We start from the raw sequence: 14,841 nt of genomic DNA, 5'->3' as shown, positions 1-14,841 counted from the left end.
ATTTCCACGGACTCGGCATGACCACACCCCAGCACACCCCGATGATGCAGCAGTACCTCGCCATCAAACGCGAGCACCAGGACAAACTGGTGTTCTACCGCATGGGCGACTTCTACGAACTGTTCTTCGAGGACGCCGAAAAGGCAGCACGGCTGCTGGACATCACGCTGACCACGCGCGGCGCCACCGCCGGCACCCCGATCAAGATGGCGGGCGTGCCCTACCACGCCGCCGAGGGCTACCTGGCGCGGCTGGTCAAGCTCGGCGAATCGGTGGCCATCGCCGAGCAGATCGGCGACCCGGCGCTCGCCAAGGGCCCGGTGGAGCGCAAGGTGGTGCGCATCGTCACCCCCGGCACGCTGACCGACTCGGCGCTGCTCGACGACAAGCGCGACAACCTGGTGCTCGCGCTCAACAGCGTGCGCGGCAAGCTGGGGCTCGCCTGGCTGTCGCTGGCGAGCGGCGAATTCAAGGTGATGGAAACCAGCGTCGACGAACTGGCGAGCGAACTGGAACGCCTCAAGCCTGCCGAGCTCTTGCTGCCGGACGAGAGCCAGGTCGGACTGTTGGAGCAGCTCTCCATCCCCAAGAAAAAGCTGCCGGCCTGGCAATTCGATCAGCAGTCCGGGCTGGAGACGCTGATCCGCCACTTCGGCACGCGCGACCTGGCCGGCTTCGGTGCCGAAGAGCTGACCGTGGCGATCGGCGCCGCCGGCGCCTTGCTGGGCTACGTCAAGGCCACGCAGGGCGTGAACCCGGCGCACATCGCCAGCCTGGCGGTGGAAGACGAGAGCGACCTGATCCGCATGGACGCCGCCACGCGCCGCAACCTGGAACTGACCGAGACCATCCGCGGCGAGCCCTCGCCCACCCTGGGTTCGCTGCTCGACTGCTGCGCCACCAGCATGGGCAGCCGCCTGCTACGCCACTGGCTGCACCACCCGCTGCGCCGCCACGGCAAGATCCGCGAGCGCCTCGGCGCGGTGCGCGCGCTGCTGGCGCGCCACGGCGAGGTCGCCGAGCAGCTTGCCGAGGTGGCCGACATCGAACGCATCACCGCGCGCGTGGCGCTGCGCTCGGCGCGCCCGCGCGACCTGGCCGCGCTGCGCGACTCGCTCAAGGCGCTGACGGCGGTGAAAGGGTTGGCCGAACAACTCGACAGCGAACTGCTGCGCCAATTGGCCGTGCTGCTGCCGGCCGACAGCCCGGTGGCCGATCTGCTCGGCCGCACCATCCTGCCCGAGCCCGCCACCTTCCTGCGCGACGGCGGCGTGATCAACCATGGCCATTCCCCCACCCTCGACGAACTGCGCGCCATCCAGACCAACTGCGGCGAATTCCTGCTGCAGCTGGAAGCGCGCGAACGCGAACGCACCGGCATTCCCTCGCTCAAGGTCGAGTTCAACCGCGTGCACGGCTTCTACATCGAGGTCAGCAAGGCGCAGGGCGACAAGGTGCCGGACGACTACCGCCGCCGCCAGACGCTGAAGAACGCCGAGCGCTACATCACGCCGGAACTGAAGGAATTCGAGGACAAGGCGCTGTCGGCGCAGGACCGCGCTCTGGCGCTGGAAAAGCAACTGTACGAGGCGCTGCTCGACGAACTGGCACCGCACATCGCCGAGCTGCAGCTGATCGCCCAGGCGGTGGCCACGCTCGACGTGCTGGCCGCCTTCGCCCGTCACGCCGCGACGCGCAACTACGTCGAGCCGGAATTCGTCGACGAAGTGCGGCTGGAAATCGTCGAAGGCCGCCACCCGGTGGTCGAGGCCGAAGTCGAGCGTTTCATCGCCAACGACACCTGCCTCGCCGACAGCCGCAAGCTGCTCCTGATCACCGGCCCCAACATGGGCGGTAAATCCACCTACATGCGCCAGACCGCGCTGATCACGCTGCTGGCCCACGTCGGCTCGTTCGTACCGGCCGACTCCGCGGTGCTCGGCCCGATCGACCGCATCTTCACCCGCATCGGCGCCTCCGACGACCTTGCCGGCGGCCGCTCGACCTTCATGGTAGAGATGACAGAAACCGCCAACATCCTCAACAACGCCAGCGACAAATCGCTGGTGCTGATGGACGAAGTCGGCCGCGGCACCTCCACCTTCGACGGGCTGGCGCTGGCCTGGGCCATCGCCAAGGCGCTGATCGAAAAGAACCGCGCCTACACCCTGTTCGCCACCCATTACTTCGAACTCACGCGGCTGGCCAGCGACTACCCCGGCGTCGCCAACGTCCACCTCTCCGCCATCGAGCACAAGGACAAGATCGTATTCCTGCACCACGTCGAAGACGGCCCGGCGAGCCAGAGCTACGGTCTGGCGGTGGCGCAGCTGGCCGGCGTACCGGGCAAAGTGATCCGCGAAGCGCGACGGCGCCTGGCCGAACTGGAAAACCAGTCCGCCTCGGCCCAGCAGCCGGACCTGTTCGCCGCGCCGCTGCCCGCCGCTGCCGTCGATCCGGAGCCGCACCCGGCGCTGGAGCGGCTGGCCGAGCTGCAACCCGACGAGCTGACCCCGCGCCAGGCGCTCGATCTGCTCTACGCCTTGAAAACGATGCTGAATTAGGTCAGCAAATCAGGCCCCGTTGCCTACAATGAAAACCGGATACACCACTTGTAAAGGAGAGCGACATAATGCAGTCGGAAAGTGCTGTGGCAAACCCGGGGTTGGCCAGACTGTTCGGCGAGGCGGATTCTGGCTCGGCGGTTTCGCTGGCCGGTATTCGTGAACGGGCCAACAAACAATTATCCCGATTTGTCGCCCTGGCACAGCAGCAGCTGGCCCAACGAACCATTACCATCCCGCCTGCGCTCAGTCTGGTAGGGCAGGACGGCGAATTGGTGCTGGAAAGTCAGCACCCGCAAGCCGAGGCGATCCGGGAATGGCTCAAGGGCAATAGCGAGATCGTCAAGAAGTTCAAAGAAGTGGAAGTACTGTTTGAAATCGTGCGGGCGGCAGAACACCCGGGGGTGGTATTCCCGGAAACGTCGCGCTTTCATGTCGGCCTTACCAGCGCCGGGCCGGTTGCCTACTTCGAAGACAGCAGCGCTCCCCTCTTGAATCACTAAGCCATTTGACCCCCCAGAGCCAGCGAGGGGACGGCACGCCGTCCCCTTCGCTATTTCCGCTTACCCGGCTACTCACACCGGCGCCACCTGGACTGGCTCGGTACGCACGCGACGCGGCGCGGAGCCGGCGGCAAAACGGTTGACGAAACGCATCTCCAGCGGATACGGGTAGAAGTCCTCGATGTAGCCGTCACGGATGCGCTGCTGGCGCGTCTGCCAGAAGCCCGCGTCGAGCAGATCCCGGTGATACTGCAGGAACACCTTCCGGACCTCCGCATCGCCCAGCAGGAAGGTGGCGAACTCCTCCGGGAACACGTCGCCCTTGGCGACCGGGTACCACACCTCGCCCGACATCTCCATCTCGGGATTGGGCGCCTCCGGGATGCGCCGGAAGTGGCAGTCGGTCATGTACTCGATCTCGTCGTAATCGTAGAAGATCACCCGGCCGTAGCGCGTCACGCCGAAGTTCTTGAACAGCATGTCGCCGGGGAAGATGTTGGCCGAAGCCAGCTCGCGGATGGCGTTGCCGTAGTCGCGCACCGCCTCGGCCTTCTCCTCCGGCGAGGCGTTCTGCAGGTAGAGATTAAGCGGCTTCATGCGGCGCTCGATGTAGACGTGCTTGATGACGATGCTCTGATCGTCCTCCTCGATCTGCGATGGCGCCAGCTGGCGCAACTCGCGCAGCAGCTCCTCGGTGAAGCGCGCCTTGGGAAACGCCACGTTGGAAAACTCCAGGGTATCCGCCATGCGCCCCACCCGGTCGTGGCGCTTCACCAGACGGTACTTGGCGCGCACCGTATCGTGATCGACTTCCTTGGTAATTCCGAACACGTCCTTGATCAGCTTGAACACGTAAGGGTAGGACGGCAGCGTGAACACCAGCATCACCAGGCCGCGAATGCCCGGCGCCACGATGAACTGGTCGTTGGAATGCTGCAGGTGCTGGATGAAGTCGCGGTAGAAGATGTTCTTGCCCTGCTTCTGCAAGCCCAGCATGGTATAGAGCTCGGCCTTGCTCTTGGTCGGCAGCATCGAGCGCAGAAACTGCACGTAGCCCGACGGCACCGCCATGTCGACCAGGAAGTAGGCCCGGCTGAACGAGAACAGCACCCCGATGCGCCACGGCTCGAGCAGCACGGTATCGAGATAGAGCTTGCCGTCGGCATCGTGCAGCACCGGCACCGCGAACGGATAGTTGGAATTGCCGTTCACCACCTTGCCGAAGATGTAGGCGGTCTTGTTGCGGTAGAACGCCGACGACAATACCTGTATCTGGAAATTGGCCTCGGGCTTCGGCCAACGTCCCTGCAGGTCATCGCGCACCATGCGCAGCACGTAGCTCAGGTCGCGGCGCAGGCTGGCGAACGGGCGCTTCCAGCCGAAATCCTGCACGATCTGCCGCAGCACCGGGCGCAGGCCGTACTGCAGCGGGTAATAGCTGCGGTACGACGGCGGGTCGGCCTCGATGTACTCGGTGGAAATCGCCGGACGCACGAAGATGAAATCGTTGTTGAAGTAGTCGCGATGCAGAATCCGCGTGAACACCGAGTTGAAGAAGGTCTCGGCGCACTCCGGCTGCTTGTGGTTGGTCAACAGCCCGATGAAGTACAGCTTGGCCTGCTGCCAGATTTCGTCGTCCAGCAACTCGGCGTGGAAAACCGTATGCAGCCGCGCCACGGTCTCGCTGACGCGCTCGTCGTAGAACTGGATACGGTCGCGGATGGCCTGCTGCACCCCCTGCCAGTCCCCCTCCTCGAACAGCACCTTGGCCTGACGGTTGCACTCGCTGAACAGCCGGTAGTGCTTGTCGAAACCCTCGATCAGCGCCTGAGCAATATCACGCGCCACCGGGTTGTAGTATTCGGGTATCTGCATACGCTCGCCTTTTGCTGCCCAGGCCGCGCCTCGAGCGGCCGACGTCAATCACCAGTCTGTCGGCCATGGCGAACGTACAGGAGCACTAGGACGTGTTCACCGTAGAACACGCCCTATGACTTCTTGGCAAACCGGAAGCGCGGTGCCGGACGGCGGGCCGGCACCGGTTCGGCTGCCTGCCGCCCCGGCTGCTGCACGGGCGCCTTGCCGACGGGTTTAGCATGCCCCGCACGCGGCAAATCGGCAAGCGACACCTCCAGCCGACGGAACTCGCCCGGTTGCAGTCCATCGAGCCGCCACGGTCCGACCGCCACGCGCACCAGCCGCAGCGTCGGCAACCCCACCTTGGCGGTCATGCGCCGCACCTGCCGGTTTTTGCCCTCGCTGATGATGATCTCCAGCCAGGCGTCGGGCACCGTCTTGCGAAAGCGCACCGGCGGCTTGCGTTCCCACAGTTGCGGGGGCTCGGATAACAGGCTCACCTCGGCCGGCTGGGTGACGAAATCGCCCAGATTCACCCCGGCGCGCAACGCCTCGAGCTGCTCCTCGGCCGGCGTCCCCTCCACCTGCACCCAGTACGTTTTGGGCTGCTTCCAGCGCGGGTCGCTGATGCGGTGCTGCAGCTCGCCATCGCCCGTCAGCAGCAACAAGCCCTCGCTGTCGGTATCCAGCCGCCCGGCCGGGTACACTCCGTGAATGTCGAGATGGTCTTTCAGCGTGGGATGCAACTCGTGCTGCGAGAACTGGCAAATCACGCCGTAAGGCTTGTTGAACAGGATCAGTTGGGGCATGGCGGCACACCGGCAAAAACACAGGAATGCGCGAATGATAACAAGCCCTGCAGGTGCCGGGCAGAGACTGTTCGCACCCGAACCGGAGCTCAGCGCCCGGATGGGTGAGCTGACGGCACACCCCTGTTTTCGTTTATTCACATTCCGGCGAGCCGAGGCGCACCAGGCTCCCTACCCTGCTTACGGCGCAAAACCAGGCTTCTTAACGGTAAATTGCCGTGAGTTAATGAAAATTATCGCTATTTTTCGAAAGACAGCATTTTCAATTTTGTGCCGAATAGAGGACAGCTTCCACCCAAACAACCGTTTGAACACCAAGCCCGCACAGAAAGCGACATCAAAGTTCGGATACGCAACAGAACAGAGCGCTATAATTCGCTTTTGAAAAGCCCCCGAGAGTCTACGGACGACCACCGCACCCCGGCACCGCGTCCGCCTTTTCGCCGCCTTTCATCGCGCCGGCACCCTCACCCGCCCGGCCGCGCTACGCTCTGACGTCGTAATAATCATGGAGATAGAGTAATGCCTTCGGAACGCCCGACCATCATCTACACACTCACCGACGAAGCGCCCGCGCTGGCAACCAGCGCCTTCCTGCCGATCATCCAAACCTTTACCGACCCGGCCGGCATCAATATCGATACCGCTGACATCTCGGTGGCCGCGCGCGTTCTGGCCGAGTTCCCCGATTATCTGACCGACGAACAAAAGGTGCCGGACACGCTGGCCGAACTGGGCCGCCTCACGCAAGACCCCGACACCAACATCATCAAGCTGCCCAACATCAGCGCCTCCGTGTCCCAGCTGATGGCCTGCATCAAGGAACTTCAGTCCAAGGGCTACGCCATCCCCGACTACCCGGAAAACCCGACCAGCGAAGAAGAAAAGGCGCTCAAGGCCCGCTACGCCAAGTGCCTGGGCTCCGCCGTGAACCCGGTGTTGCGCGAAGGCAACTCCGACCGCCGTGCCCCGGCCGCGGTCAAGAACTACGCCAAGAAGCACCCGCATTCGATGGGCGAATGGCCGCAGTGGTCCCAGACCCATGTTTCCCACATGGAACACGGTGACTTCTACCACGGCGAAAAGTCCATGACTCTGGACCGCGCCCGTGACGTGAAGATGGAACTCACCACCAAGAGCGGCCAGCACATCGTGCTCAAGCCGAAGCTCGCGCTGCAGGCCGGCGAGATCATCGACTCGATGTTCATGAGCAAGAAGGCGCTGTGCGAGTTCTACGAGAAGGAACTGGAAGACTGCCGCGAAGCCGGCATCCTGTTCTCGCTGCACGTGAAGGCCACCATGATGAAGGTGTCCCACCCCATCGTGTTTGGCCACTGCGTGAAGATCTACTACAAGGAAGCCTTCGAGAAGCACGGCAAGCTGTTCGACGAACTGGGCATCAACGTCAACAACGGCATGGCCACCCTGTACGAGAAGATCGAGACCCTGCCCGCCTCCAAGCGCGAAGAGATCATCCGCGACCTGCATGCCTGCCAGGAACACCGTCCGCGCCTGGCCATGGTGGATTCAGCCAAGGGCATCACCAACTTCCACTCGCCCAACGACATCATCGTCGACGCCTCCATGCCGGCCATGATCCGCAACGGCGGCAAGATGTGGGGGGCCGACGGCAAGCCGTACGACTGCAAGGCCGTGATGCCGGAATCGACCTTCGCCCGTATCTACCAGGAGATGATCAACTTCTGCAAGTGGCACGGCAACTTCGACCCGCGCACCATGGGCACCGTGCCGAACGTCGGCCTGATGGCGCAGAAAGCCGAAGAATACGGCTCGCACGACAAGACCTTCGAAATCCAGGAAGACGGCGTAGCCAACATCGTCGACCTCGCCACCGGCGAAGTGCTGCTGTCGCAGGACGTGGAAGCCGGCGACATCTGGCGCATGTGTCAGGTGAAGGACGCGCCGATCCGCGACTGGGTCAAGCTCGCCGTCACCCGCGCCCGCAACTCCGGCATGCCGGCGGTGTTCTGGCTCGACCCGTACCGCCCGCACGAGAACCAACTGATCAAGAAGGTCGAAACCTACCTGAAGGATCACGACACCAGCGGTCTCGAAATCCACATCATGTCGCAAGTGCGCGCCATGCGCTTCACCCTCGAGCGCGTTGCTCGCGGCCTCGACACCATCTCCGTCACCGGCAACATCCTGCGCGACTACCTGACCGACCTGTTCCCGATCATGGAACTGGGCACCTCGGCCAAGATGCTGTCCATCGTTCCGCTGATGGCCGGCGGCGGCATGTACGAAACCGGCGCCGGTGGCTCGGCGCCGAAGCACGTGCAGCAGTTGCTGGAAGAAAACCACCTGCGCTGGGATTCGCTGGGTGAATTCCTGGCCCTGGCCGTGTCGCTGGAAGAGCTGGGCATCAAGACCGGTAACAACAAGGCCAAGATCCTGGCCAAGACCTTGGACGAGGCCACCGGCAAGCTGCTCGACAACGACAAGTCGCCGTCGCGCCGCACCGGCGAACTCGACAACCGTGGCAGCCAGTTCTACCTCGCCACGTACTGGGCACAGGCGCTGGCCGAACAGACCGCCGACAAGGAACTGCAGGCCCACTTCGCACCGCTCGCCAAGGCACTGAGCGACAACGAGCAGACCATCCTCGACGAGCTCAAGGCCGTGCAGGGCAAGCCCGCCGACATCGGCGGCTACTACCTGGCGGACGCCGAGAAGTGCAAGGCGGTGATGCGCCCAAGCGCCACCCTCAATGCCGCCCTGGCCGCCACGCGCGCCTGAGCACCATGACCCGGAGGCCGCTTCGCGAGCCTTCCGCCAAGACCAAACGCCAGGAACCCCCTGGCGTTTTTTCATGCCGGCCAATTGAGGACAATCATGTTCCGCCAAGCGTGTGCTCGGCTACAATAAGCGCTACATACATCGGGAAATCGGGTAGCTGTCCCGGCGAGCATCTCCGTTGAGCTAACCAGCAAGAGTAGCCAGCACCGCTCCCGCAGTGCAGAACGGCGAAGGCACCGGGAAATGGCAGACAACAGGTCAATACAGAAGGAGAAGGAGAAACAATGAGTGCATCCCACATCAAGGTTCCCGCCGCTGGCCAGAAGATCATTTCGGGTCAGCCGATTCCGAACAACCCCATCATCCCGTTCATCGAAGGCGACGGCATCGGTATCGACATCACCCCGGTCATGATCAAGGTCATCGACGCGGCGGTGGACAAAGCCTACAGCGGCCAGAAACAGATTCACTGGATGGAAGTGTACGCCGGCGAAAAATCGACCAGGCTGTATGGTCCGGATGAGTGGCTGCCCAAAGAAACCTTCGACGCACTGAAAGAATACTCGGTATCGATCAAGGGCCCGATGACCACTCCGGTCGGCGGCGGCATCCGCTCGCTGAACGTGGCCCTGCGCCAGGAACTGGATCTGTACCAGTGCGTGCGGCCGGTGCAGTACTTCCAGGGCGTACCCTCGCCGCTGAAGCAGCCGGAACTGGTCAACATGGTGATCTTCCGTGAAAACACCGAGGACATCTACGCCGGCATCGAATGGGCCGCCCAGTCCGAAGGTGCCAGGAAAGTCATCAAGTTCCTGCAGGACGAAATGGGCGTCAAGAAGATCCGCTTCCCGGAAACCTCCGGCATCGGCATCAAGCCCGTTTCCATCGAAGGCACCCAGCGCCTGGTTCGCGCTGCGATCAAGTACGCCATCGAGAACGACCGCCAATCGGTCACCATCGTGCACAAGGGCAACATCATGAAGTTCACGGAAGGGTTGTTCCGTGACGTCGCCTACAAGCTGGCCCAGGAAGAATTCGGTGCCGAGCTGATCGACGGCGGCCCGTGGTGCAAGTTCAAGAACCCGAATACCGGCCGGGAAATCATCGTCAAGGACGCCATCGCCGACGCCTTCCTGCAGCAGATCCTGCTGCGTCCGGCCGAGTACGACGTCATCGCTTGCTGCAACCTGAACGGCGATTACATTTCCGACGCGCTGGCCGCTCAGGTTGGGGGTATCGGCATCGCCCCGGGCGCCAATATTTCCGACCAATATGCCTGCTTCGAAGCCACCCACGGCACCGCACCGAAATACGCCGGCCAGGACAAGGTGAACCCCGGCTCGCTGATCCTGTCCGCTGAAATGATGCTGCGCCACCTGGGCTGGAAAGAAGCCGCCGATCTGGTCATCAAATCCATGGAAGCCGCCATCGCCGACAAGATCGTGACCTACGACTTTGCCCGCCTGATGGATGGCGCCACTGAGGTAAGCTGCTCCGCCTTTGGCGACGCGATGATCGCACGCATGTAATCCCCCCTATAGCGGGAGCAAAGGGCTTGCCAAGAGCAAGCTCTTTTTCATTGCACGATGACAAAAAAATAGCAGCCTATTCGCCGCCAATTAGTGCAAGCACAGACGCGTAAATTAGTCTAATTTAAATTTGCTGCCACCAAAATAAAAAACCCGCTTATAGCGGGTTTTTTCATCCAGCGCCGGCCCCATTAACCAAGACCGGCGATAACCATGGCGGTTACTGCGGCTGGATATTGGATGCTTGCTTGCCCTTCGGGCCGTTCACCACGTCGAAGCTCACGCGCTGCCCCTCTTTCAGGGACTTGAAGCCTTGCGTGTTGATGGCCGAGAAATGCGCGAACAGGTCTTCACCGCCCTCGTCCGGGGTGATGAAACCGAAGCCTTTAGCATCATTGAACCACTTGACAATACCAGTTGCCATTTTACTTCCTTGCATTTAACAGGCTGGTGAGGCCGACCAACAAAAGCTTAAAAGCGCTTCGGTTTTGCCTAGGGAAAACCTCATTCATTTCAATTAAGCCAAGCACCAGACTCATTTCTACGCAACCGCGGCCCCAGCGTCAAGTCCAAGGTGAAAAGAATCCTCCCCCCCTTGAAAAAAATCCCGGCGGAACCAAAATAAAAGTGAAATGCCTCATTGCTGAAAGCCGCCATGTCCACGCAGTACAAGGACGACGCCCAACTGGAGGCGTCGCGGGCGAAGACACGCCCACCGTCGATGTATAAGGTCTTGTTATTGAACGACGATTACACGCCGATGGATTTTGTGGTACAGATACTGCAACACTTCTTCCACAAGAACCGGGAGCAGGCCACAAGCATCATGCTGCAGGTGCACACCCAGGGCCGCGGGGTGTGTGGTGTTTATACCAAAGATGTCGCCGCGACCAAAGTTGAGCAGGTGTTGCAGTTTGCGAAAGCTCACCAGCATCCGCTCCAGTGCGTAATGGAGGAAAACTGATGATTGCCCAAGAGCTCGAAGTAAGCCTGCACATGGCGTTCATGGACGCTCGACGCAAACGGCACGAATTCATCAGTGTCGAGCACCTGCTGTTGGCGATGACGGACAACCCGTCCGCCGCAGAAGTGTTGCGTGCGTGTGGAGCGAATCTCGATCAGCTGAAAAAACAGCTGACCGACTTCATCGACGAACATACCCCGACCGTACCCGGCGAGACCGAGGTGGAAACCCAGCCCACGCTGGGCTTCCAGCGCGTGATCCAGCGCGCCATCCTGCACGTGCAGTCGTCCGGCAAGAAGGAAGTGACCGGGGCCAACATCCTGGTCGCCATCTTCGGCGAGAAAGACTCGCACGCCGTGTATTACCTGCATCAGCAAGGTATTTCCCGGCTGGACGTGGTCAACTTCATCTCGCACGGCATCACCAAGCAGCGCTCGCAGCCGACGCCCAACGAACAGCGCGACAACAGCGAGAGCGAAACCGAGGACGCTTCGGCCAACGTCGGCGGGGCGCTGGAGAACTACACCCAGAACCTCAACGCGCTGGCACGCGAAGGCAAGATCGACCCGCTGATCGGCCGTGAGCACGAGCTGGAGCGCACGGTGCAAATCCTGTGCCGGCGCCGCAAGAACAACCCGCTGCTGGTGGGTGAGGCCGGTGTCGGCAAAACCGCCATCGCCGAGGGCCTGGCGCGCCGTATCGTCAACGGAGAGGTCCCCGAGGTGCTCGACCGCGCCACCGTCTACTCGCTGGACATGGGGGCGCTGCTGGCCGGCACCAAGTACCGCGGCGATTTCGAACAGCGCCTCAAGGCCGTCATCAAGCAGCTCACCGAAGACCCGCACGCGATCCTGTTCATCGACGAGATCCACACCCTGATCGGCGCGGGAGCGGCTTCGGGCGGCACGCTGGACGCCTCCAACCTGCTCAAGCCGGCCCTGTCGAACGGTTCGCTGCGTTGCATCGGCGCCACCACCTACAACGAGTTCCGTGGCATCTTCGAGAAGGATAACGCCCTGTCGCGGCGCTTCCAGAAGATCGACATCAACGAGCCGACCGTGGAGCAGACTGTGGAAATCCTCAAGGGGCTCAAGTCGCGCTTCGAATCGCACCATGGCGTGAAATACACCCAGGGCGCACTGGTGACGGCGGCTGAACTGGCGGCCCGCTACATCAACGACCGCCACCTGCCGGACAAGGCCATCGACGTCATCGACGAAGCCGGCGCGGCGCAGAAGATTCTGCCCAAGTCGCGCCAGCGCAAGGTCATCAACAAGGCCGAGATCGAAGACATCGTCGCCAAGATCGCCCGCATTCCGGCCAAGACCGTGTCGTCCAACGACAAGAACGTGCTGAAGAACCTGGAGCGGGACCTACGCAGCGTGGTGTTCGGCCAGGACAAGGCCATCGAAGCGCTGGCCACCGCTATCAAAATGGCGCGTTCCGGCCTGGGCAACCCGCAGAAGCCGATCGGCTCCTTCCTGTTCAGCGGCCCCACAGGGGTCGGCAAGACCGAGGTAGCCAAGCAGTTGGCCTACTTCCTCGGGGTCGAGATGCTGCGCTTCGACATGTCGGAATACATGGAGCGGCACGCGGTGTCGCGCCTGATCGGTGCCCCTCCGGGATACGTCGGCTTCGAACAGGGCGGCCTGCTGACCGAGGCCATCAACAAGCATCCCTATGCGGTGCTGCTGCTGGACGAGATCGAGAAAGCGCATCCGGACATCTATAACATCCTGCTTCAGGTGATGGACCATGGCACCCTGACCGACAACAACGGACGCAAGGCTGACTTCCGCAACGTGATCATCGTCATGACCACCAACGCAGGGGCGGAGTCGCTGTCCAAGCCGAGCATGGGCTTTACCAACGCCAAGCAGACCGGTGATGAGATGGCGGATATCAAGCGCCTGTTCAGCCCCGAGTTCCGCAACCGGCTGGATGCCACCATCCCGTTCCGGATGCTGGACGAGAACATCATCCTGCAGGTGGTGGACAAGTTCCTGATGCAACTGGAACATCAGCTGGCCGAGAAGAAGGTCGACATCCACTTCACCGATACGCTGCGCAGCTACCTGGCGAAGAATGGTTTCGATCCGCTGATGGGCGCCCGCCCGATGGCCCGCCTGATCCAGGACACCATCCGCAAGGCGCTGGCCGACGAGCTGCTGTTCGGCCGGCTGGTGGACGGTGGCGAGGTCACCGTGACGATCGATGCCAACGACAAGGTCGAGTTGCAGTTCGACGAGAAGACGCCTCTCGCGGCGGAACCGGCCTAAGAACCTGTTCACGATCTGTCGCGAGCAGCCCTCCGCGGGGTGAAGAGCAGCGCAGGAACCGGAATGTACTGGAGTACATGAGGATTCTGAGCAGCACATGAGCCCCGATCAGGGATGCGCAGCAAGATCGTGAACAGGTTCTAAGCCTGAGCTCGTACACCAGACAACACAACGCCCGCAGACGCGGGCGTTTTCTTTACTCGGTCAGCCACGCGGGTGATGCCGTTCATGCAGCTGGCGCAGCCGCTCCCTGGCGACATGGGTGTAGATTTGGGTGGTGGAAATATCAGAATGCCCCAGCAGCAGTTGCACCACGCGCAAGTCGGCACCATGGTTGACCAGATGCGTGGCAAACGCGTGGCGCAGCGTGTGCGGACTGACCGGCGGCAGGCCTTGACGGCGTGCGTAACCCGAAATCAGGTGCCACGCCATCTGGCGCGTCATGCCTGCCTTGAGGCGGGTGACAAATACCTGCTCGCAAGGCACACCCGTCAGCACTGCCGGCCGTCCTGTGGACAGATAGCGCCCCAGCCAGTCCTGGGCCACCTCGCCCATCGGCACCAGCCGCTCCTTGCCGCCCTTGCCCAGCGTCATCACCACACCGCTGGCCAGATCGACCTGCTGCAACGTCAGCCCGACCAGCTCCGATACCCGCAGACCCGTGGCATACAGCACTTCCAGCATGGTGCGGTCGCGCAAGCCCAGCGGGGTAGCCGTATCCGGAGCCTCCAGCAGCGCCACCACGTGCTTCTCCGACAAGGTCTTGGGCAAGGGCTGCCCGTGCTTGGGGCGCTCGAGCGCGGCGGAGGGATCGTCCTGCCGTTGACCGCTCGCGTGCAGATACTGGTAGAACCGGCGCATGGCACTGACCAGCCTTGCCCGGGTGGTGGCCTTCTCCTGTTCGACCCCCAGCAACAGTGCCTGCTGCAAATCCGCCACCCCAGCCTCCACCAACGTTACGCCCCCCAACTCATCCAGCCGGCCTGCCAGCTTGAGCAGGTCGCGCCGGTACGCCGACAGGGTATTTCGCGACAAACCGTCGCTCAACCACAACTGGTCGAGGAAGAGGTCGATCTGTTCAGCGTTGCTGCTCATGTCTCAACAGCCAAAACTTGATGAACAAGGTTTGCTCAGCACTCGAATGATTGAAGCCTCCCAAGCCGGAACGCGCCAGCACCCGGTGGCAAGGAATCACGATCGGCAAAGGATTATTGCCGCAGGCCTGCCCCACCGCGCGGGCGGAGCTGTCGAGCAGTTGGGCGATGGCGCCATAGCTGACGGTGGCGCCGGGAGGAATGTCGGCAATCGCCTGCCATACCCGCTGCTGAAACGCAGTGCCCTGCGGCCGGCACGGCAGATCGAAACGGAAATCGGAGTGCTGGAAGTACTCCTGCAGCTGGCACGCGACTTCCTCGGCCAAGGAACCAGGCTCGGGCGGGACAAGCGGGACCGAGGTGTCCAGAAACTCGATGCGGCTGACGACCTGGAACGGCGCCACTATGCCAAGATGGCCGAACGGCGCCTCGATGACGGCGGTATAGGTCATGGCAAAGTCCGAAAAAAAAAGCGCAAGGCC

General features: G+C 62.3%; 10 protein-coding genes and 1 pseudogene. 6 read left to right on the top strand and 5 right to left on the bottom strand.

Going from position 1 to position 14,841, the window contains the following annotated elements; genetic code table 11:
- Nucleotides 1-17: 17 nt before the first annotated feature.
- Both mutS and B9N72_RS02025 read left to right on the top strand, forming a co-directional pair.
- Nucleotides 18-2,564 (top strand): DNA mismatch repair protein MutS, encoded by a 2,547-nt coding sequence (mutS, locus tag B9N72_RS02030; protein ID WP_085274778.1) that lies wholly within the window; start codon nucleotides 18-20, stop codon nucleotides 2,562-2,564.
- A gap of 68 nt (nucleotides 2,565-2,632) precedes the next feature.
- Nucleotides 2,633-3,067 (top strand): hypothetical protein, encoded by a 435-nt coding sequence (locus tag B9N72_RS02025; RefSeq protein WP_008953386.1) that lies wholly within the window; start codon nucleotides 2,633-2,635, stop codon nucleotides 3,065-3,067.
- Between the two features lie 72 nt (nucleotides 3,068-3,139).
- On the opposite strand, the gene aceK is transcribed toward B9N72_RS02025, so the two are convergent.
- Nucleotides 3,140-4,942: a bifunctional isocitrate dehydrogenase kinase/phosphatase gene (aceK, locus tag B9N72_RS02020; RefSeq protein ID WP_085274777.1), complete on the bottom strand. Its 1,803-nt coding sequence runs from the start codon at nucleotides 4,940-4,942 to the stop codon at nucleotides 3,140-3,142.
- Nucleotides 4,943-5,208: 266 nt separating this feature from the next.
- Nucleotides 5,209-5,733 (bottom strand): annotated as a pseudogene (locus B9N72_RS02015) (pseudouridine synthase); the annotation flags it as partial.
- Between the two features lie 522 nt (nucleotides 5,734-6,255).
- Here B9N72_RS02015 and B9N72_RS02010 point away from each other — a divergent pair.
- Both B9N72_RS02010 and icd read left to right on the top strand, forming a co-directional pair.
- Nucleotides 6,256-8,493: an NADP-dependent isocitrate dehydrogenase gene (locus B9N72_RS02010; protein ID WP_085274775.1), complete on the top strand. Its 2,238-nt coding sequence runs from the start codon at nucleotides 6,256-6,258 to the stop codon at nucleotides 8,491-8,493.
- A 284-nt stretch (nucleotides 8,494-8,777) separates the two neighbouring features.
- Nucleotides 8,778-10,022 (top strand): NADP-dependent isocitrate dehydrogenase, encoded by a 1,245-nt coding sequence (gene icd, locus B9N72_RS02005; RefSeq protein WP_085274774.1) that lies wholly within the window; start codon nucleotides 8,778-8,780, stop codon nucleotides 10,020-10,022.
- A gap of 220 nt (nucleotides 10,023-10,242) precedes the next feature.
- Here the strand turns inward: icd and B9N72_RS02000 are convergent, their stop codons facing one another.
- Entirely contained in the window at nucleotides 10,243-10,446 is a 204-nt protein-coding gene (locus B9N72_RS02000; RefSeq protein ID WP_008953391.1) for a cold-shock protein, read from the bottom strand.
- Between the two features lie 231 nt (nucleotides 10,447-10,677).
- On the opposite strand from B9N72_RS02000, the gene clpS reads away from it, so the two are divergent.
- Both clpS and clpA read left to right on the top strand, forming a co-directional pair.
- On the top strand, nucleotides 10,678-10,986 hold the full coding sequence (clpS, locus tag B9N72_RS01995; protein WP_008953392.1) for an ATP-dependent Clp protease adapter ClpS: 309 nt from the start codon (nucleotides 10,678-10,680) through the stop codon (nucleotides 10,984-10,986).
- Nucleotides 10,986-13,265, top strand: coding sequence for an ATP-dependent Clp protease ATP-binding subunit ClpA (gene clpA / locus B9N72_RS01990; protein ID WP_085274773.1), 2,280 nt, complete (start codon nucleotides 10,986-10,988; stop codon nucleotides 13,263-13,265). The genes clpS and clpA overlap by 1 nt, the downstream gene beginning before the upstream one ends.
- 204 nt (nucleotides 13,266-13,469) lie before the next feature.
- On the opposite strand, the gene xerD is transcribed toward clpA, so the two are convergent.
- Nucleotides 13,470-14,360, bottom strand: a complete 891-nt coding sequence (xerD, locus tag B9N72_RS01985; RefSeq protein ID WP_085274772.1) for a site-specific tyrosine recombinase XerD — start codon at nucleotides 14,358-14,360, stop codon at nucleotides 13,470-13,472.
- Nucleotides 14,344-14,811: a methylated-DNA--[protein]-cysteine S-methyltransferase gene (locus B9N72_RS01980; RefSeq protein ID WP_085274771.1), complete on the bottom strand. Its 468-nt coding sequence runs from the start codon at nucleotides 14,809-14,811 to the stop codon at nucleotides 14,344-14,346. Before B9N72_RS01980 ends, xerD begins: the two co-directional genes overlap by 17 nt.
- Between the last annotated feature and the right edge of the window lie 30 nt (nucleotides 14,812-14,841).

The organism is Pseudogulbenkiania subflava DSM 22618, from assembly GCF_900177275.1.
GTDB classification, from domain to species: domain Bacteria; phylum Pseudomonadota; class Gammaproteobacteria; order Burkholderiales; family Chromobacteriaceae; genus Pseudogulbenkiania; species Pseudogulbenkiania subflava.
This window is presented reverse-complemented; position numbering and strand designations above follow the sequence as displayed.